Here is a 16,619-nt window from a genome sequence, read left to right on the forward strand (position 1 = left end):
GCCTCGCGTTGCCCGGTCTGCCGCACGGGAGAGAGCGAGCCCGGTCCACGTGTCGCGCTACCTGCTCAGGAAGACGATCGGCTGGCTGACGATGATCGTCGTCGCCACGAACCTGACGTACTTCCTCGCGAACGCCTTCCTGGACCCGCGCGCGAACTACCTCGAGCAGCGGCCGCCCCGGACGCCGGAGCAGATCGACCAGTCCCTCTCGCAGTACAACCTGAGCCCCGACACGCCGCTCCTCGAGCGTTGGTGGCACTGGCTCACCGGCATCGTCCTGCACTGGGACTGGGGGGCCTCCCCGGTCGGCGAGAGCGTCAACGAGCAGATCGCCTTCCGCATCGGCGTCAGCGCGCAGCTCGTCCTGTGCTCGCTGATCCTGTCGACCGTCATCGGGATCTCGCTGGGCGTGTACACGGCCGCGCGCCAGTACCGGGCGGCCGACCGGTTCCTCCAGGCGCTGTCGGTGATCACGCTGAACATCCCGACGGTCGTCGCGTCGCTGGTGGTCGTGCTGCTCGCGATCTCGCTGAACCAGTCGCTGGGCGCGACCCTGCTCTACGTCGCGGGCGCGCAGTCCCCGACCGTCACGGGGTTCTGGCCGCTCGTCGTGGACCGGATCCAGCACCTCGTGCTGCCGACGATCTCGCTGACCCTGATCAGCTACGCGGGCTACCACCTCCTGCAGCGCTCGCTGCTGCTCGACACGATCAACTCCGACTACGTGCGGATGGCACGGGCGAAGGGGCTCACCCGCCAGGCGGCGATCCGCCGGCACGGGCTGCGGACGTCGCTGATCCCGGTGGCCACATCCATCGCGTTCGCGGTCCCCGCCCTGTTCACGGGGGCCGTGATCACTGAGACGATCTTCGCTTGGCAGGGTATGGGGCAGTACTTCACGACCACGATCAGCAAGAACGACATCCACGGCGCGGTCGCCGTCGCCGCGTTCGGCGCGCTGATGACGGCGATCGGTGCGATCCTGGCCGACATCACGGTGGTGGCGCTCGACCCGAGAGTGCGGGTGACCGGCTCATGACCGCCAACATCCCCGGGCCGGGACCCGCCGTCCCGGTCGGCGACCCGCCGCTGGACGAGGAGCGCTCCGCGCGCCGCGGCAGGCGCCTGAGCAGGCGCCGCCTCTACCTGCGCCGCTTCCTGCGCAACCGGGGCGCGGTGGCCGGGCTGGTGATCCTGGCCATGCTGGTGCTGTTCGCGCTGGTGGGCGGCCTGTTCACCAGGTACACCTACAGCGACGTCGACTTCACGAGCCTCGCGGAGGCGCCGTCGGCCGAGCACATCTTCGGGACGAACAGCGCCGGCAACGACGCGTTCGCGCAGGCCGTGCACGGGCTGCAGCGCTCCCTGATCATCGCGATCACGGTGTCGCTGCTGACCACGGTGATCTCGGCGGTCGTCGGTTGCACCGCCGCGTACTTCGGTGGGCGGGTCGAGCAGGTGGTCCTCGGGATCGTGCACTTCCTGCTGGTGGTGCCCTCGTTCCTGATCCTCGCGCTGGTCTCGCAGCGGGCCGGCGGCGACTGGCGCGCGCTGATCGTCGTGCTGACGGTGTTCGGCTGGATGTACAACGCCCGGGTCGTCTGGTCGCTCGCGACGTCGCTGCGCGAGCGCGAGTACGTGCTGGCGGCGCGGTTCATGGGCGTCGGACCGTTCCGCATCGTGTTCCGCCACCTGATCCCCAACATCGGGTCGCTGCTGATCATCACGTTCACGATCGGCGTGGTGGCGACCGTCCAGGGAGAGACCGCCCTGTCGTTCATCGGGTTCGGCGTGCAGCTGCCCGACGTGTCGCTCGGCACCATGCTCAGCGACGGCGCCACGACCGTCACCAGCGCTCCGTGGCTGTTCTACGCGCCCGCGGCGCTCGTCACGCTCCTGACGGTCTCGATGGCCCTGATCGGTGACGGGCTGCGCGACGCGCTCGACCCGACGTCCCGCTCGGGGGGCCGTGCATGACCGCCCCCGTCCTGTCGATCCGCGGCCTGCACGTGTCGTTCCCGTCGGAGGCGGGGCGGGTGGACGCCGTCCGCGGCGTCGACGTCGACCTGCACGCCGGGCGGACGCTCGGCATCGTGGGCGAGTCGGGGTCCGGGAAGTCGGTCACGTCGCTGGCGGTCATGGGGCTCCTGCCCGACTACGCCGCCGTGTCCGGATCGGTCCGGCTCGACGGCCGCGAGCTGCTCGGCCTCGACGACAAGGAGATGTCGGCGATCCGCGGCCGGGCCATCGGCATGGTCTTCCAGGACCCGTTGTCCTCGCTGACGCCGATCTTCAGCGTGGGCAGCCAGATCGTCGAGGCCCTGCAGATCCACCGGGACGTGGGCCGCGACGCCGCGTGGAGGCGGGCGGTGGAGCTGCTCGACCTCGTCGGCATCCCCCGGGCCGCGGAACGGGCACGGTCCTTCCCGCACGAGTTCTCCGGCGGGATGCGCCAGCGCGTCGTGATCGCGGCCGCCATCGCCAACGACCCGCGCCTGATCATCGCCGACGAGCCGACCACCGCCCTCGACGTCACCGTCCAGGCCCAGATCCTCGACGTCCTCGCGCTCGCGCAGGCGGAGACCGGTGCCGCGCTGATCCTCGTCACGCACGACCTGGGCGTGGTCGCGGGCACCGCCGACGACGTGATGGTGATGTACGCCGGCCGGCCGGTGGAGACCGCACCGGCGGTCGAGCTGTTCGCCGAACCGCGCATGCCGTACACGATCGGCCTGCTCGGCGCGGTGCCGCGGGTGGACGTCGCGGGCGGCGGGCCGCTGGTGCCGATCGCCGGGAGCCCGCCGTCGATGGTCGAGCTCCCCGCGGGCTGCCCGTTCCGGGCGCGCTGCCCGGTGGCGCTCCCGGCGTGCGCCGAGGCCGAGCCGCCGCTCCTGGACACCGGCGGGAGCGCGCACCGGGCGGCGTGCATCCGGGCGGGCGAGATCCACGACCGGCGGATCGAGGGCGCCGACGTCTACCCGCTCCGGCCGCCCGCGACGGCCGCGTTGAACGCCGTGCCGCGCGAGCGACGCGCGAGCGTGCTCGAGCTCTCGGGCGTCAGCAAGACCTTCCCGCTCCGCAAGGGCGGCGTCCTGAAGCGCAGGGTCGGCTCGGTGCGGGCGGTCGCGGAGGTCGACCTCGACATCCGCGAGGGTGAGACGCTCGGGCTCGTCGGCGAGTCGGGGTGCGGGAAGACCACGACCCTGCTCGAGATCATGAGTCTGCGCCGGCCGGAGAGCGGGAGCATCCGCGTCGGCGGGGTCGACGTGGCCGGGATGGGCGGCCGCTCCGACGAGCGCGAGCTGCGCCGGAAGCTGCAGATGGTGTTCCAGGACCCGATGGGTGCGCTGGACCCGCGCATGACCGTCGCCGACATCCTCGCCGAGCCGCTGACCGCCGCGAACGTTTCGGACCAGGCGACGATCGACGCGCGCGTCGACGAGCTCATGACGCTCGTCGGGCTCGACCCGGAGCACAGCGACCGCTTCCCCGCGGCGTTCTCCGGCGGCCAGCGCCAGCGCATCGGCATCGCCAGGGCGCTCGCCACGAACCCGGCCCTCGTCGTGCTCGACGAGCCCGTCTCGGCGCTCGACGTCTCCATCCAGGCCGGGGTGATCAACCTCCTGAACGAGCTGAAGGCGCGGCTCGGGCTCGCGTACCTGTTCGTCGCGCACGACCTGGCGGTCGTGCGGCACATCTCGGACCGGGTCGCCGTCATGTACCTGGGCCGGATCGTGGAGATCGGGTCAGTGGACGACCTGTTCGACGACCCGCAGCACCCCTACACGCAGGCGCTCCTCTCGGCCGTCCCGGTGCCCGACCCCGAGGTCGAGCGCCACCGCGAGCGGGTGGTCCTGCGCGGCGACCTGCCGAGCCCCACCGACCCCGGCACCGGGTGTGCTTTCGTGTCGCGGTGCCCGCTGCACGTGACGCTCGACGAGGACCGGCGCGCCCGCTGCCGCACCGAGCGACCGGAGCTCACCGGCCGGGACGGGGCCGACCACCGCAACGCCTGCCACTTCCGCTGATGCACCCGCAGATCCCCGAGGGAAGACCGTGATGATCTCGATGAAACCGGCGGCGGCCGCCGGGCTCGCCGCAGTGCTGTCGGTGGCGCTCGCCGCATGCGGCGGCTCACCGGCGAACGAGGGCCCGCCGGACACGGCGGAGTCGCTGGCCGACGTGTCCGCCTTCAACCCGCAGCCGTACGAGAACCTCCGCGACGGGGGCACGCTCACGACGTCGCTCGCGGAGCTCTCGCCCCAGATGAACGTCTGGCAGAACGACCGGACCCTGTACACGCGCTACGTCTGGAACTGGTACAACCCGCTGCTGATCACGTTCACCGCCGACGGTGACGCGGTGTACAACCCGGACTACCTGACCGACGTCAAGCCGGAGACCGTCGACGGGAACACCCGGGTCACCTACACGATCAACCCGAAGGCCACCTACAACGACGGAACGCCCATCGACTGGACGTCCTTCGAGGCCGGCTGGCGGGTGGCCAACGGGAAGGACCCCGCCTACCTCCCGGACAGCACGGACGGCTACGACCGGATCACCTCCGTGACCCCGGGCGTGGACGACCGGCAGGCCGTCGTGACCTTCGACGGCATCAACCTGTGGTGGCAGGGCCTGTTCAACAACCTGATCCACCCCCGGGCGGCGGCCGACCCCACCGTGTTCAACCAGGGCTACGTCAACACCCCGCACGCGGAGTGGGGCGCGGGGCCGTACACGATCCAGAACTTCGACCCGCAGAACGGCGCCGTCGTCTTCGAGCGGAACCCGAAGTGGTGGGGGAAGCCGGGCAAGCTCGACACGCGCACGTTCCTCCAGATGGACTCGGTGGCCGCCGTCAACGCGTTCCGCAACGGCCAGCTCGACGCGGTCGCCGTGAACGGCAAGGACCAGCTCGCGCAGATCACCGGCGTGCCGGACACCGAGATCCGCAAGGGCCCGACCCTGCAGCTCGACTTCTTCACGCTGAACGGCCAGAGCCCGGTCCTGGCCGACCCGCAGGTCCGCAAGGCGATCTTCGAGGCCATCGACCGCAAGCAGATCGCCGAGTTCCACTTCCAGGGCCTGAACTACACCGCCGACCCGGTCGGCTCGATGAACCTGCTCCCGTTCCAGAAAGGCTACAGCGACACCTTGGGCAAGGTGATCCGGTACGACCCCGAGCAGGCCGAGCGCGACCTCGACGCCGCCGGGTGGACCGTGGGCGCCGACGGCATCCGGGAGAAGGACGGGCAACCGCTGCGGATCAGCTACGTCAACACCGGTGACGACGCCGTCGGCAAGGCGGTGTCGGGCGGCACCGCGGCGATGCTCAAGAACGTCGGCGTCCAGGTGGACATCCGCCAGGTCCCCACCTCGGACTACTCGAAGATCGTCACCGGGCGCCAGTTCGACATGTTCTACTCCGGGATCTCCCAGTCCGACCCGTACGGCGTCGCCTACATCTGCCAGCTCTACTGCTCCGACTCGGAGCTGTTCCGGTCCGGGGTGAACGACCCGAAGAACGACCCGCTGATCCGGTCGGTGAACACCCTGCCGACGCCGGAGGAGCAGTACGCCAAGGCCAACGAGGCGGAGACCGCCGCGTTCAGCACCTACGGCGTCATGCCCACCGTGAACCTCGTCGGGATCTACGGGGTCAAGAACGGCCTGGCGAACACCGGCGCCACGCGCTTCTTCTCCACCCCGCCGGAGAACATCGGCTGGCAGAAGCAGGGCTGACCCCCGCCCGGATCGGCGGCACCCGCCCCGCCCGGACGGCCGGCCCGACCGCGGCCAGCATCGCGACCACCACGACGGCCACCACGAGCCCGGCGAGCTGCAGGAACGGCACCGAGGCCGGCACGGAGTCGAGCTCCAGCGCCGTGACCGCCAGCTCGCCGTAGACGGCGCCGATCACGACGCCCAGCACGGCGGCGCCGGTGCCGCTCAGCCCGGCCTCCAGCGCGGCCATCGTCCACACGCCGGGCCGGGAGAGCCCGACGGCGCGCAGCAGACCGGTCTCCCGCAGCCGCTCGGTGACCGAGAGCATCAAGGTGACGCCCACCCGACGACCGCGACCAGCATCGTCATCCCCACCAGGCCCAGCCCGATCATGCCGGCGATCGCCAACTGGTTCTCCAGCTCGCCACGCGCCTCGCCCGCGAAGTGGACGGTCAGGCCGTCCTCGCTCGCCGCGGCCGCCTCCTCGACCGTGGCGCGGACGGCCGAGGCGTCGGCGCCGGGAGCGGGGTCGACCAGCACGACGTCGCCGTCCGCCCGCGCGACCAGCGTCGGGTCGGCCGAAAGCTGATCGGCGAAGGCCTCGGCGGTGCCCGCGTCAAGGGTGCTGACCATGATCTCGCTGGCGAACTGCTCGTTGATCCCCTCCTCGGCCCCGGCCTGCACGGCGGCCAGGGCCACCAGGAGCGCCGAGGTCAGGCCGACCCCGAGGGAGAGGACCGAGATCGTGGCGGCGGTCCGGCGCGGGACCTGGGCGGCGTTGGCCGTCGCGAGCCGGCCCGGGCCGCGGCCGACCAGGCGCCCGACGGTGGCCCCGATGGCGGACCAACCACAGGAGCGAGCACACACCGAGGGCGTCGACTTGATCATGCGCGCGACCCATACCGAGGCATGATCGTTCTGAGCTGCAGCGCAGCGCCCGGGGCAGGCCGTTCACCGTCATCTCGGACCGATCATGCGGCCTTGATCGCTGCGAGACGACGCTGTGCGTCCTGGCGAGGGCATTTCGCGTCATCTCGGATGGATCATGTGGCGTTGATCGTTGCGAGATGAGGCTGGGCGCCTTGGCGAGGGCGTTTCGCCTGCAGCTCAGATCGATCACCAGCGTGTCGACCTCCAAGACCCCGCTCGGCACCCTCCAGGGCCCCGGATGCACGGACGGCCGAGGACGGCGGGCCCGCTAGATCGGGATCGTCAAATCCGCGATCTTCGCGCGGTGGGTGTCGGCGTCGCCCCACTGGCCCGCGAGGCGCTTGGCGCGCTTGTAGAAGAAGTGCGCCTCGTGCTCCCAGGTGTACCCGATGCCACCGTGGTACTGGATCATCGCGGCGGTGGCGTGGCGCGCCACGTCGCTCGCCTTCGCCTTCGCCACGCTGACGGCGAGCGGCGCGTCCGGGAGCCGTACGTCGACGGCGTGGGCGGCGTAGAGCGCCGCGTGCTCGGCCATCGTGATGCCGACGTGCAGGTCGGCCAGCGCGTGCTTGATCGCCTGGAACGACCCGACGGGCACGCCGAACTGCTGGCGTTCCCGGTCGTAGGCGACCGTGCGCGTGATCGCCTCGCGCGCGACGCCCACCAGGTCGGCCGCGACGAGCACGGTGGCCCGGGCGGCCAGCTCGTCCACCACCTCGGCGGTGGCGCCGGGCAGCGCCGTGCCCGCACCCGCGCCGAGGTCGGCGAGCCGGGTGGTGCCGTCGTAGGACCCCCGCGGTGCGGCGCTGGCACCCTCGACGAGCGCCAGCCCGGCGCCGGAGCGCGCGACGACGACGTCGGCCACCGCCCCGTACTCGACGGCCGGCAGCACCCCGGGCGCGCTGCCGCGCAGCGTGCACGCCCCGACGGCCGCGCCCGCGGCGAGCCGGGGCAGCCAGGAGCCCTTCTGCTCGTCCGACCCGGCCAACCGCACGGCCTCGGCCGCCAGCACGGTGCCCCGCCACGGCCCGGGCGCCACACCCGCGCCCAGGGCCCGCGCGATCACCTGGGCCTCGACGAGGCCCAGGCCCAGGCCGTCGTTCTCCTCGGGCACGAGGACGGCGAGCCAGCCCTGCTCGCCCGCGGCCTTCCACAGCGAATCCGGGTGCCCGTGGCCGCCGGTGTCCTCGACGACGGCGCGCACGGCGTCCAGGTCGAACCGTTCGGCGAGGTAGCCGCGCACGGCCGCGTCGAACTCGCGCTGGTCGTCGGTGAGTGCGAAGAACATGGTCCGCTCCCTACCGCGGCAGGCCGAGCACGCGCTCGGCGGTGACGTTGCGCTGCACCTGGGACGAGCCGCCCCAGATCGTGACCGACCGGGACCACATCGCCTGGGCGTGCAGCGGCCGCAGGTCGAGCCCGTCGATCGCATCGAGGGTGGCGTCCTCGCCGAGGACGTCGTCGAAGACCTCCCAGAGGTCCTGGTAGGTCTCCGACCACTGCAGCTTCGTCATCGACGCCTCGAAGCCGAGGTCACGGCCCTGCTCGACCTGGGTGAGCACGTACATCGCGTGCAGCCGCAGGCATTCGAGCTCGGTGAGCACGCGGGCGAGCTTCGCGCGGATCACCGGGTCGCCGTCGCGCCCCCGCCGCTTCGCGACGGCGGCGATCTCGTCGTACTGCCGCCGGAACTCGGTGTACTGCCCGATCCCGGACGCACCGCGCTCGAACGACAGCAGCAGCATCGCGGTGCGCCAGCCCTCGCCGATGTCACCCAGCGTGTCGGTGACGGGGACCCGAGCGTCGTCGAAGAACACCTCGCCGAACTCGCTCGCGCCGCTCATCTGCTTCAGCGGGCGAGCGTCGACGCCGGGCTGGTGCATGTCGATGAGGAGCATCGAGATACCGCGATGACGCTGTGACCCCGGTTCGGTGCGGACCATCGTGAAGACCTTGTCGCCGTGGACGGCGTTGGTGGTCCACACCTTCTGCCCGTTGACGACGAAGTCGTCGCCGTCGCGGACCCCGCGGGTCGAGATCGCCGCGAGGTCGGAGCCCGCGCCCGGCTCGGAGAAGCCCTGGCACCAGATCACCTCGTTCCGCAGCATCGGCCCGATGATCTCCTTCTTCTGCGCATCGCTGCCGATCGCCATGACGGTGGGCGCCAGGAAGGTCAGCCCGAGACCGTTGGCGGTGCGGGGCGCGTCCGCCCGGACCATCTCCTCGTCGTAGATCGCCTTCATGCCCGGCGTGCCGCCCCGCCCGCCGTACTCGGTGGGCCACGCGATCCCGGCGAAGCCGGCCGCCGCCTTCTCCCGCTCCCAGTCCCGCCGCAGCCGGAAACTCTCACCGGAGTCGAGCGACTCCCAGAACCCGGGGCGTCTCCACTCCTCCGGGATGTTCGCGTGCAACCACGACCGCAGCTCGCGACGGAACTCCTCCTCCGCTGCCGTGTACGTCAGGTCCATCGCGGCCTCCTCGCGCGCATACCGGCGACCCTCTGCCCGGTGGCACCCACCTTGGCATACCGGCGGGTAACCTGCGCCGTAGCGCGTGTCTGGAAGGCGGCGGAGCCGCTCGTACTTGCGAGCACGCAACCGGCACCGCAATGCACACCAAGCCCGAACACTCCTTATCCGGCACGGTGGGTGAGGGGCCCGGCGTTCCCGGGTACGCTCCGCATATGCGCACTGAGCGGGTGACGGTGAGCCTGCCGGCCGAACTGGTGGCCGAGGCTCGCGACGCCGTGCGGCGTGGCGCCGCGCGGAGCGTCTCCTCCTACATCGCCGAGGCCGTGTCGGCGCGGCAGCTGCGCGACCGGTCCCTGGCCGTGCTCGCCGACCTCTACGGCGGCCCCCCGCCTCCCGACGAGCTCGCGGAGGCGCGTCGAACGCTGCGCCTGGTGCGACGGGCCGCCGCCGTCTGATGCGCGCATGATCGGCGGGCGGGTCCTCGACGCCACCGCGCTCGCCGCTTTCGCCATCGGGCGCCCCGTGTACGTGCGCGCCCTGGTCTGGGCGGCCGTCGAGGAGAACATCGTGCTGGCCGTCCCCAGCGCCGCCCTCGGCCGCGCGTGGTCGATGCTCGAACCCGAGCACCACCCGGCCCTGCAGGTGCTGCTCGACCTGCCCAACACCGTGATCGACGAGCTCGGGTCGGCGTCGGCGCACGAGTCCGGGCTGCTGCTCGCCGCGTCGGGGCACGACGACATCGTGGCCGGCCAGGTGGCCGCCAGCGCCAAGCGCCGCGGCTGGCCCGCGGTCACGGGCGATCCGGCGGCCCTGCGCAAGCTGGACACCACGGTGGCGATCGAGGAGCTTCCCTAGCCGTAGCCGGCGCACCCCCTGTCGGCTCGGACACCTCATGTGGGCGGGCGCGCACCGTCGACGGGGCGCGCGGACGTCGACGGGGTGGGTGAGGCGGGATTGCGCGTCAGCCCGTCAGGCGTTCACGCAGCCGCGAGAGCGACTCCTCGTCGAGGCCGTGGGCCCGCAGCCAGCCGGCCGCGCCGCCGTACTCGGCGTCGAGGTGCGCGAGCACGGTGGCCATCGCCTCGGCGCGCGGGATGTGCCGGGTGAGGTCGGCCGGCATCGGGTCGCCGGACGCGGTCGTCCAGCGCCGGAAGAGCGCCTCGATCCGCTCCCCGGACAGCGCGTAGTCGGCCACCACGGCGTCCCGCTCGACGCCCACGGCGTCCAGCACCAGCGCCACGAACACACCGGTGCGGTCCTTGCCCGCGGCGCAGTGCACGAGGGTCGGGCCGGCGGCCGCGAACCGCCGCACGGCCGTGACGACGTTGTCGGCGCGGTCGCGCAGGTAGCCGAGATAGATGTGGATCATCGGGTCCACGCCGTCCTCGGTCTCCGGGAGCTCGCGACCTTCTTCGGGGATGAAGCTCAGCCCGGCGGTCTCGACGCCCGCGTCCGCGAACGCCGCGGGGCTGACGGCCTGCTCCCGCTCGCGCTGCGTGCGCAGGTCGATCACGAGGCGCAGGCCGAACTCGTCGACCAGGTGCTGGATGTCGGACGGAGTGCAGTACCGCAGGGACGCGCTGCGCAACAGCACCTCGGTGCGGGTGGTACCGCCGTCGCGCATCGGCAGGCCGCCGACGTCGCGGATGTTGTCGAGACCTTCCAGGGCGAGCCAGCGATCCACGGGTGCAGCCACGCCAATCACCCTCGCATGGCGGAACCGCATCAGACATCGACAAGTATCGTGTGTCACGTGGAGCAGGAACTGGTGGCCGCGGCACTGGCGGCGGCCCGCGCACGCGGCCGTGACGTCGCGGACGTGCCGCTCGCGGCGATCGCGGCCGCGGCGGGCATGTCCCGCAGCACGCTGCTGCGGCGGCTCGGTGGCACCCGGGCCCCGCTGGACGAGGCGGTGCGACGGGCGGGCATCGACCCGGGTGGCCGCCCACCCGCCAGGGAACGCGCGATCACGGCCGCCGCCCAGCTCATCGCCGAGCAGGGCCTCGGCGCCACCACGCTGGACGCCGTCGCCGCGGCGGCCGACTGCGCCCTGCCCACCCTGCACGGCCTCTTCGACGGGCGCGACGGCCTGCTCACCGCGGTCTTCGACCGGTACGGTCCGCTGCCCGACCTCGAGGCGCTCGCCGCCGACCCGCCGGACGACCTCGCCGAGCTCGTGCGCGAGGTGCACCGCGCGATCATCACCGCGTTCGGGCGCGAGCCGCGCGTGCTGCCGGCCATCTTCGCCGATGCCTGCGCCCGGCCCGGCGGACCGGGCCACGCGATGCTGAAGGCGATGATCCCGCGCACGTCGGAGAGCCTGTGCGCGCTGCTCGGCCCGCACATCGCCGCGGGCCGGCTGCAGCCGCTCCCGTTCCCGCTGCTCGTCCAGCTGCTGCTCGGCCCGATCGCCACGCACATGCTGCTGCGCCCGACGCTCGAGACGACACCCGGCGCGGAACTACCGTCCGTCGAGGAGATCGCCGAGACGCTCGCCACGGCGTACCTCCGCGCGGTCGCGGGCTGACCGGAGCCGTCACCCGATCGGGAACGGCGAATTGTCCGGCTTCGCCGGATCGGCGGGCGCCGCAGAACCGGCCTCCGCGAGTGGTCGGCGCTGGTCCCGGCCCTACCAGGCGATCATGGGCGGATCCGGCCGACAGGACCGGACGCACGTGCTGAACGAGTGCTGGAGGCCACACCGTAGGCTGCGGCGAATGAGTGACCGACGAGGGTCACACAGAGTCGCCGCCACGGACCCGAGGGAATCGATGACGGACCCCCGCGCCAACCTGATCCGCCAGCAGCTCGCCAACCTCGGCAGGCGCCACGCCGCCGAGGAGAACGCCAAGGTGGCCACCCCACGCGTCACGCGCGTGCTCATCATCGGGAACTTCGGCAACGGCAACACGGGTGACGAGGCCATGCTCGCCCGCACGCTGCAGGAACTACCCGAGGACACCGAGGTGCGCGTGGTGTCGCGCAACCCGCGGATGGTGGAGGCGCTGCACCGCGTGCCCGCCGTCGCGATGGAGGGCGTCCCCTTCGTCAAAGCGCTGAAGTGGTGCGACGGGATCGCGGTCGTCGGCGGCGGCCTCTTCGGCACCGGCGCGTCCTCGCTGGTGAAGGCCCTTCCCGCCATCGTGTGGGCGGCAACGGCCCGTGGCCGCGACATCACCTACCTGGCGATCGGGGTCTACCCCGGCACGCCGGACCGCGTCCTGGACCTGCTGCGCCGCTCCGTCCGCAAGCCGGGCCGGATCAGCGTTCGCGACGAGGTGTCGGCCGCCGTGCTCGGCGACCGCATCGTCGCGCCCGTCGTGGGCGACCTGGCCATGGGGCTCAAGCCGGCCCCGCCCGCCGACGCGCGGCGCGCGCTGGCCGCCGCGGGTGTCGACCCGGCGGTGCCGCTGCTCCTCGTCTCCCCGAAGGCGCTGCCCAACCCGATCCTCGTCGACGCGCTGCAGGACGCCGCGGAGATCCTCGGCCGCCGCTGGATCGACCGCGGCGGCGCGGTCGCGGGCCTGGCGGTCAGCACCCACGCCGACTACGGGCTCGGCCTCGCCCGTCGCGACGAGGTGCTCATCAACGAGCTGGGCGAGCGGCTCGGGCGCAAGGTGCCCGTGCTCGGCCCGCAGCTGGAGCCCACCCTGGCCAAGGCCGTGGTCGGGGAGGCCGACGCGCTGTTCGGGCTGCGCATCCACTCCCTGGTCTTCGCCGTCTCCATGGGCGTGCCCTGCCTCGGCGTCGGCTGGGAGGAGCGCACCACGGCGTTCCTGGCCGAGCACGAGCAGTCGGCGATCAGCACCCGCCCGCCGGTGGAGGACCTGCACGCCTGGGTGGACCAGACGCTGCCCGCGCGCTGGTCGGCCCGCCCGCGCCTGCTCTCGTCGTAAGCCCCGGATTGCAGCAGAGCCACTTTCATGCAGCGAGATGGCATGAAAGTGGCTCTGCTGCAACCTAGACGCCTTCCGCGGGAGTGCGGCGGAGCATCGGGGGCAGCAACCGCGCGCCGGGGCCGAGCTCGGACACCCGGTCCTCCGGGTTGTAGAGGCGGCAGCGCTTGAGGGACAGGCAGCCGCAGCCGATGCACGAGTCGAGGCCGTCCCGCAGGGCGACGAGGGCCTGGATCTGCTCGTCGAGCCGCCCGCGCCAGGTCTTGGACAGCCGGGACCAGTCCGCCTTCGTGGGGGTGCGCCCGTCGGGCAGCTGGTCGAGGCCGTCCCGCACCTCGTCCAGCCCCACGCCGATCGTGCGGGCGGCGCGGATGAACGCGAGCCGACGCAGAACCGAGCGCTCGTAGCGGCGCTGCCCGCCCGATGTGCGGGTGGTCGTGAGCAGGCCTTCGCGTTCGTAGTACCGCAGCGCCGACTGCGGGAAGCCGCTGCGGTGTGCCACCTCCCCGATGGTGAGCAGGTCTTTCGTGTCCACCGGGACGTCTCCTCCTTGACCTGAACCTGACTTCAAGTCGCACGGTACAGGCATGACCACCGCCATTGCCACCGCCATCGTCACCGGCGCGGGCCAGGGCTTCGGCCTCGCCCTGACCACCGCGCTCAGCGCCCGCGGCACCACCGTGATCGCGTGCGCCCGCGACGCCGACCGGCTGCGGGCCGCCACCGCGCCCCTTCGCGGCGTCGTCGCCCTGCCCGGCGACGTCACGGACCCGGCGTTCCGCGCCGATCTCGTGGCCGCCGCCGGCGGGCGGCTGGACCTGCTCGTGCACAACGCCGGGGAGCTCGGCCCGGCACCGCTGCCCACCCTGGGGCGCTACCCGCTCGACGCGCTGCGGGCCGTCCTGGAGACCACCGTGCTCGCCCCGCTCGCGCTCACGCAGCTCGCGCTGCCGCTGCTGCGCGCGTCGGCGGCCGGAACCGTCGTGACCCTCAGCTCGGACGCCGCCGTGGAGCCGTACGCGGGGTGGGGCGGCTACGGCGCCGCCAAGGCCGCGCTCGACCACCTCGCCGCCGTGCTCGCGGTCGAGGAGCCCGGGCTGCGGGTGCACGCCTTCGACCCCGGGGACATGCGCACGGCGATGCACCAGCGGGCCTTCCCGGGCGAGGACATCTCCGACCGCCCCGAGCCGGAGACCGTCGTGCCGGCGCTGCTGCGACTGCTCGACGAGCGGCCCCCCAGCGGCCGGCACCTGGCGACGGATCTCGCCGCCGGGAGGGTGGGGTGAGCGAGCTTGCGAGCGAACCGATGTCACAGCGCCCGCGCGAAGCGCCGGCCGAGCGCCAGCGAGGCCGAGCGGTGAGCGAGCTTGCGAGCGAACCAATGTCACAGCGCCCGCGCGAAGCGCCGGCCGAGCGCCAGCGAGGCCGAGCGGTGAGCGGGCTTGCGAGCGAACCGATGTCACAGCGCCCGCGCGAAGCGCCGGCCGAACGCCAGCGAGGCCGAGCGACGAGCACGACGTTCACCGTGCCGCCCGAGCTGTCGGCCACCGAGCCGCCCGAGGCCCGCGGGCTCGCCCGTGACGGGGTGCGGTTGCTCGTCGCCCGGGAGCGCGGTCCGGTGCGCCACACCACCTTCGGCGCGCTTCCGGCCGCGCTGCGCCGCGGCGACCTCGTGGTCCTCAACACGTCGGACACCGAGCCGGCCGCCGTCGACGGCCACCGTGCGGACGGCACGCCCGTGACGGTGCACGTGTCCGGCCCCGCCCCGGACCACCTGCACGTCGTCGAGCTGCGGACCCCGGACGGCCACCGGGTCTCCGACGCGGCCGCGGGAGAGGGCATCACGCTGCCGTGCGGCGTGGTGGCGACGTTGCTGACCGGCCACCCCGACCCGCACGTCGTCTCGGGCAGCAGGCTGTGGCGGGCGCGCATCCCGGTGGCGGGCGGGTTGCGGCCGTGGCTCGCCGACGTAGGCCACCCGATCCGCTACCCCTACGTCCCCCGGCGGTGGCCCCTCGACGCCTACCGCACGGTGTTCGCCCGTTCCGAGGCGGAGTTCGGCAGCGCCGAGATGCCGAGCGCCGCCCGCCCGTTCACGCTCGCAGTGCTGAACGCCCTGCACGCCCGGGGCGTCGGCGTCGCGCGGGTCGTGCTGCACACCGGGGTGTCGTCGCTGGAGGCCGGGGAGGTCCCGCTGCCCGAGCGCTACCGCGTCCCACCGGAGACCGCGGACGCCGTGAACGCGACGCGGGCGGCCGGCGGGCGGGTCGTCGCCGTCGGCACCACGACGACGCGGGCGCTCGAGACGGTCACCGCGCCGGGCGGGCCGGTCCGCGCGGGCGCGGGGTGGACGCACCTCGTGCTCGGGCCGGAGCGCCCCGCCCGCGTCGTGGACGGCCTCGTCACCGGCTGGCACGAACCGGGGGCGTCGCACCTGTCGCTGCTCGAGGCGGTCGCCGGCCCGCACCTGGTGACCAGGGCCTATGCCGCCGCGCTGGAACAGCGGTACCGCTGGCACGAGTTCGGCGACTCCTGCCTGCTCCTCCCGGCCCAACCCATTCGTCGCCCTGGGTGACCGCTCATCGCGAATACAGATCATCCTCGCCGGTTGCCTCGACCCGCCGAACGGCACATGAGCTGCGGTGAAAGGCACTGCCTCGACTTGTCGGAGGACTGCCCGCCCCATAGTCTTTCGCCCAGCGTTACGAACCGATCACGGGCAACACCTGGACCGGACTCCCCATCCGGTCCCCGGACCCCCGACCGGCAGCCCGCGACCGGATCGCTCCCCCGAGCGCTGAAAGGGCTGTTACGTGGCAGGACACCGCTCCCCCCGTGGTGCTCGTGCGCCCCGCACCGCCGGATCCACCGGCACCGGTCGCCATCAGGCGGCCCACCGGCCCGCGCCCACCGGGCCGTCGCTCGGCACCACCGTGATCGCCACGACGGCCGCCGTCGGCGCCGTGGCCACCGGCGCGTTCACCGCGATCATCCCGACGGTGGAGGACGGCACCGCCACGGCGGCGTCCGCCGACAGCCCCTACGACGCGGCGCTCGCGTCCAACAGCACGGCACTCGACGCCATCGCGCCGGCCGCCTCGATGGTGCCGGTCGAGCTGGCCGCGGACTCGGAGTCCGTGGCGGACCACGTGGCCCGGGTCGTGCAGGCGGCCGACCTGGCCAAGCTGCACGCCGAGCAGGCCGAGCAGCAGCGGATCGCGGACCTGATCGAGAGCGGCGGCCTCAACGGCTGGATCGCAGAGGCCCTGCAGGTTCTCGACCTGCCGCAGTCGCTCGCTCCCGGCGTCAAGCGGATCGTGCTGAAGGAGTCGAACGGCAACCCGCGTGCGATCAACAACTGGGATGCCAACGCCCGGCGCGGAACCCCCTCACAGGGCCTGATGCAGACGATCCCGACGACCTACAAGCACTACGTGCACCCCGATCTGAAGAACCGCCCGATCACCGACCCGGTCGCGAACATCACCGCCGGGATCCGGTACATGCTCGACCACTACGGGATGAGCACGCTCCAGGCTGGCGGCCGCAGCAACAGCTCCGGGAACTACGTCGGTTACTGATCTGCGCCCGGGCT

Annotated in this window: 17 protein-coding genes; 11 read left to right on the forward strand and 6 right to left on the reverse strand. The window is 72.8% G+C overall.

The window, feature by feature from the left end:
* The first annotated feature begins 49 nt into the window (after positions 1 to 49).
* Genes ACU436_RS23035 through ACU436_RS23050 form a run of 4 tightly spaced genes read left to right on the forward strand, consistent with a single transcriptional unit; the run spans position 50 to position 5,745 of the window.
* Entirely contained in the window at positions 50 to 1,039 is a 990-nt protein-coding gene (locus ACU436_RS23035; RefSeq protein WP_459028531.1) for an ABC transporter permease, read from the forward strand.
* Entirely contained in the window at positions 1,036 to 1,977 is a 942-nt protein-coding gene (locus tag ACU436_RS23040; protein WP_459028533.1) for an ABC transporter permease, read from the forward strand. Before ACU436_RS23035 ends, ACU436_RS23040 begins: the two co-directional genes overlap by 4 nt.
* Entirely contained in the window at positions 1,974 to 4,028 is a 2,055-nt protein-coding gene (locus tag ACU436_RS23045; RefSeq protein ID WP_459028535.1) for a dipeptide ABC transporter ATP-binding protein, read from the forward strand. Before ACU436_RS23040 ends, ACU436_RS23045 begins: the two co-directional genes overlap by 4 nt.
* Before the next feature lie 31 nt (positions 4,029 to 4,059).
* Positions 4,060 to 5,745, forward strand: a complete 1,686-nt coding sequence (locus ACU436_RS23050) for an ABC transporter family substrate-binding protein (protein WP_459028537.1) — start codon at positions 4,060 to 4,062, stop codon at positions 5,743 to 5,745.
* On the opposite strand, the gene ACU436_RS23055 is transcribed toward ACU436_RS23050, so the two are convergent.
* The 4 genes from ACU436_RS23055 to ACU436_RS23070 form a co-directional block, all read right to left on the reverse strand.
* A complete protein-coding gene (locus tag ACU436_RS23055) occupies positions 5,663 to 6,070 on the reverse strand; it encodes an FtsX-like permease family protein (RefSeq protein ID WP_459028538.1) in 408 nt (135 codons plus the stop codon). The two genes, ACU436_RS23050 and ACU436_RS23055, sit on opposite strands and share 83 nt — an antisense overlap.
* A complete protein-coding gene (locus tag ACU436_RS23060) occupies positions 6,055 to 6,615 on the reverse strand; it encodes a hypothetical protein (RefSeq protein WP_459028540.1) in 561 nt (186 codons plus the stop codon). The genes ACU436_RS23055 and ACU436_RS23060 overlap by 16 nt, the downstream gene beginning before the upstream one ends.
* Before the next feature lie 310 nt (positions 6,616 to 6,925).
* Positions 6,926 to 7,945: an acyl-CoA dehydrogenase family protein gene (locus ACU436_RS23065; RefSeq protein WP_459028542.1), complete on the reverse strand. Its 1,020-nt coding sequence runs from the start codon at positions 7,943 to 7,945 to the stop codon at positions 6,926 to 6,928.
* Between the two features lie 10 nt (positions 7,946 to 7,955).
* The gene (locus ACU436_RS23070) at positions 7,956 to 9,125 is read right to left on the reverse strand and encodes an acyl-CoA dehydrogenase family protein (protein ID WP_459028544.1); all 1,170 of its coding nucleotides are present in this window, start codon (positions 9,123 to 9,125) and stop codon (positions 7,956 to 7,958) included.
* A 215-nt stretch (positions 9,126 to 9,340) separates the two neighbouring features.
* On the opposite strand from ACU436_RS23070, the gene ACU436_RS23075 reads away from it, so the two are divergent.
* Together ACU436_RS23075 and ACU436_RS23080 are read left to right on the forward strand one after the other, a co-directional pair.
* Positions 9,341 to 9,583, forward strand: a complete 243-nt coding sequence (locus ACU436_RS23075) for a hypothetical protein (protein WP_459028546.1) — start codon at positions 9,341 to 9,343, stop codon at positions 9,581 to 9,583.
* Between the two features lie 7 nt (positions 9,584 to 9,590).
* Complete coding sequence (locus tag ACU436_RS23080) at positions 9,591 to 9,983, forward strand: hypothetical protein (protein WP_459028548.1); 393 nt, start codon at positions 9,591 to 9,593, stop codon at positions 9,981 to 9,983.
* A gap of 106 nt (positions 9,984 to 10,089) precedes the next feature.
* Here the strand turns inward: ACU436_RS23080 and ACU436_RS23085 are convergent, their stop codons facing one another.
* Entirely contained in the window at positions 10,090 to 10,824 is a 735-nt protein-coding gene (locus ACU436_RS23085; RefSeq protein ID WP_459028550.1) for a tyrosine-protein phosphatase, read from the reverse strand.
* A 57-nt stretch (positions 10,825 to 10,881) separates the two neighbouring features.
* On the opposite strand from ACU436_RS23085, the gene ACU436_RS23090 reads away from it, so the two are divergent.
* Together ACU436_RS23090 and ACU436_RS23095 are read left to right on the forward strand one after the other, a co-directional pair.
* Positions 10,882 to 11,655: a TetR family transcriptional regulator gene (locus ACU436_RS23090; protein ID WP_459028551.1), complete on the forward strand. Its 774-nt coding sequence runs from the start codon at positions 10,882 to 10,884 to the stop codon at positions 11,653 to 11,655.
* A 244-nt stretch (positions 11,656 to 11,899) separates the two neighbouring features.
* A complete protein-coding gene (locus tag ACU436_RS23095) occupies positions 11,900 to 13,024 on the forward strand; it encodes a polysaccharide pyruvyl transferase family protein (protein WP_459028553.1) in 1,125 nt (374 codons plus the stop codon).
* Between the two features lie 64 nt (positions 13,025 to 13,088).
* On the opposite strand, the gene soxR is transcribed toward ACU436_RS23095, so the two are convergent.
* Positions 13,089 to 13,559: a redox-sensitive transcriptional activator SoxR gene (soxR, locus tag ACU436_RS23100; RefSeq protein WP_459028555.1), complete on the reverse strand. Its 471-nt coding sequence runs from the start codon at positions 13,557 to 13,559 to the stop codon at positions 13,089 to 13,091.
* 52 nt (positions 13,560 to 13,611) lie between these two features.
* On the opposite strand from soxR, the gene ACU436_RS23105 reads away from it, so the two are divergent.
* The 3 genes from ACU436_RS23105 (at position 13,612) to ACU436_RS23115 (ending at position 16,605) form a co-directional block, all read left to right on the forward strand.
* Complete coding sequence (locus tag ACU436_RS23105; protein ID WP_459028557.1) at positions 13,612 to 14,310, forward strand: SDR family NAD(P)-dependent oxidoreductase; 699 nt, start codon at positions 13,612 to 13,614, stop codon at positions 14,308 to 14,310.
* 239 nt (positions 14,311 to 14,549) lie between these two features.
* Positions 14,550 to 15,599 carry an S-adenosylmethionine:tRNA ribosyltransferase-isomerase gene (locus ACU436_RS23110; protein WP_459028559.1) on the forward strand — a complete coding sequence of 350 codons (1,050 nt, stop codon included), beginning with the start codon at positions 14,550 to 14,552 and terminating at the stop codon, positions 15,597 to 15,599.
* Positions 15,600 to 15,837: 238 nt separating this feature from the next.
* Entirely contained in the window at positions 15,838 to 16,605 is a 768-nt protein-coding gene (locus ACU436_RS23115; protein ID WP_459028561.1) for a transglycosylase SLT domain-containing protein, read from the forward strand.
* Positions 16,606 to 16,619 lie beyond the last annotated feature (14 nt).

It is taken from the genome of Pseudonocardia wallangbongensis (assembly GCF_054486945.1).

Excerpts from the sequence above, each read along its gene's own strand:
- ACU436_RS23050 (WP_459028537.1), top strand. The coding sequence starts at position 4,060 with ATGATCTCGATGAAACCGGCGGCGGCCGCCGGGCTCGCCGCAGTGCTG.
- ACU436_RS23065 (WP_459028542.1), bottom strand. The coding sequence starts at position 7,945 with ATGTTCTTCGCACTCACCGACGACCAGCGCGAGTTCGACGCGGCCGTG.
- ACU436_RS23105 (WP_459028557.1), top strand. The coding sequence starts at position 13,612 with ATGACCACCGCCATTGCCACCGCCATCGTCACCGGCGCGGGCCAGGGC.
- ACU436_RS23040 (WP_459028533.1), top strand. The coding sequence starts at position 1,036 with ATGACCGCCAACATCCCCGGGCCGGGACCCGCCGTCCCGGTCGGCGAC.
- ACU436_RS23060 (WP_459028540.1), bottom strand. The coding sequence starts at position 6,615 with ATGATCAAGTCGACGCCCTCGGTGTGTGCTCGCTCCTGTGGTTGGTCC.
- ACU436_RS23095 (WP_459028553.1), top strand. The coding sequence starts at position 11,900 with ATGACGGACCCCCGCGCCAACCTGATCCGCCAGCAGCTCGCCAACCTC.
- ACU436_RS23075 (WP_459028546.1), top strand. The coding sequence starts at position 9,341 with ATGCGCACTGAGCGGGTGACGGTGAGCCTGCCGGCCGAACTGGTGGCC.
- ACU436_RS23070 (WP_459028544.1), bottom strand. The coding sequence starts at position 9,125 with ATGGACCTGACGTACACGGCAGCGGAGGAGGAGTTCCGTCGCGAGCTG.
- ACU436_RS23080 (WP_459028548.1), top strand. The coding sequence starts at position 9,591 with ATGATCGGCGGGCGGGTCCTCGACGCCACCGCGCTCGCCGCTTTCGCC.
- ACU436_RS23045 (WP_459028535.1), top strand. The coding sequence starts at position 1,974 with ATGACCGCCCCCGTCCTGTCGATCCGCGGCCTGCACGTGTCGTTCCCG.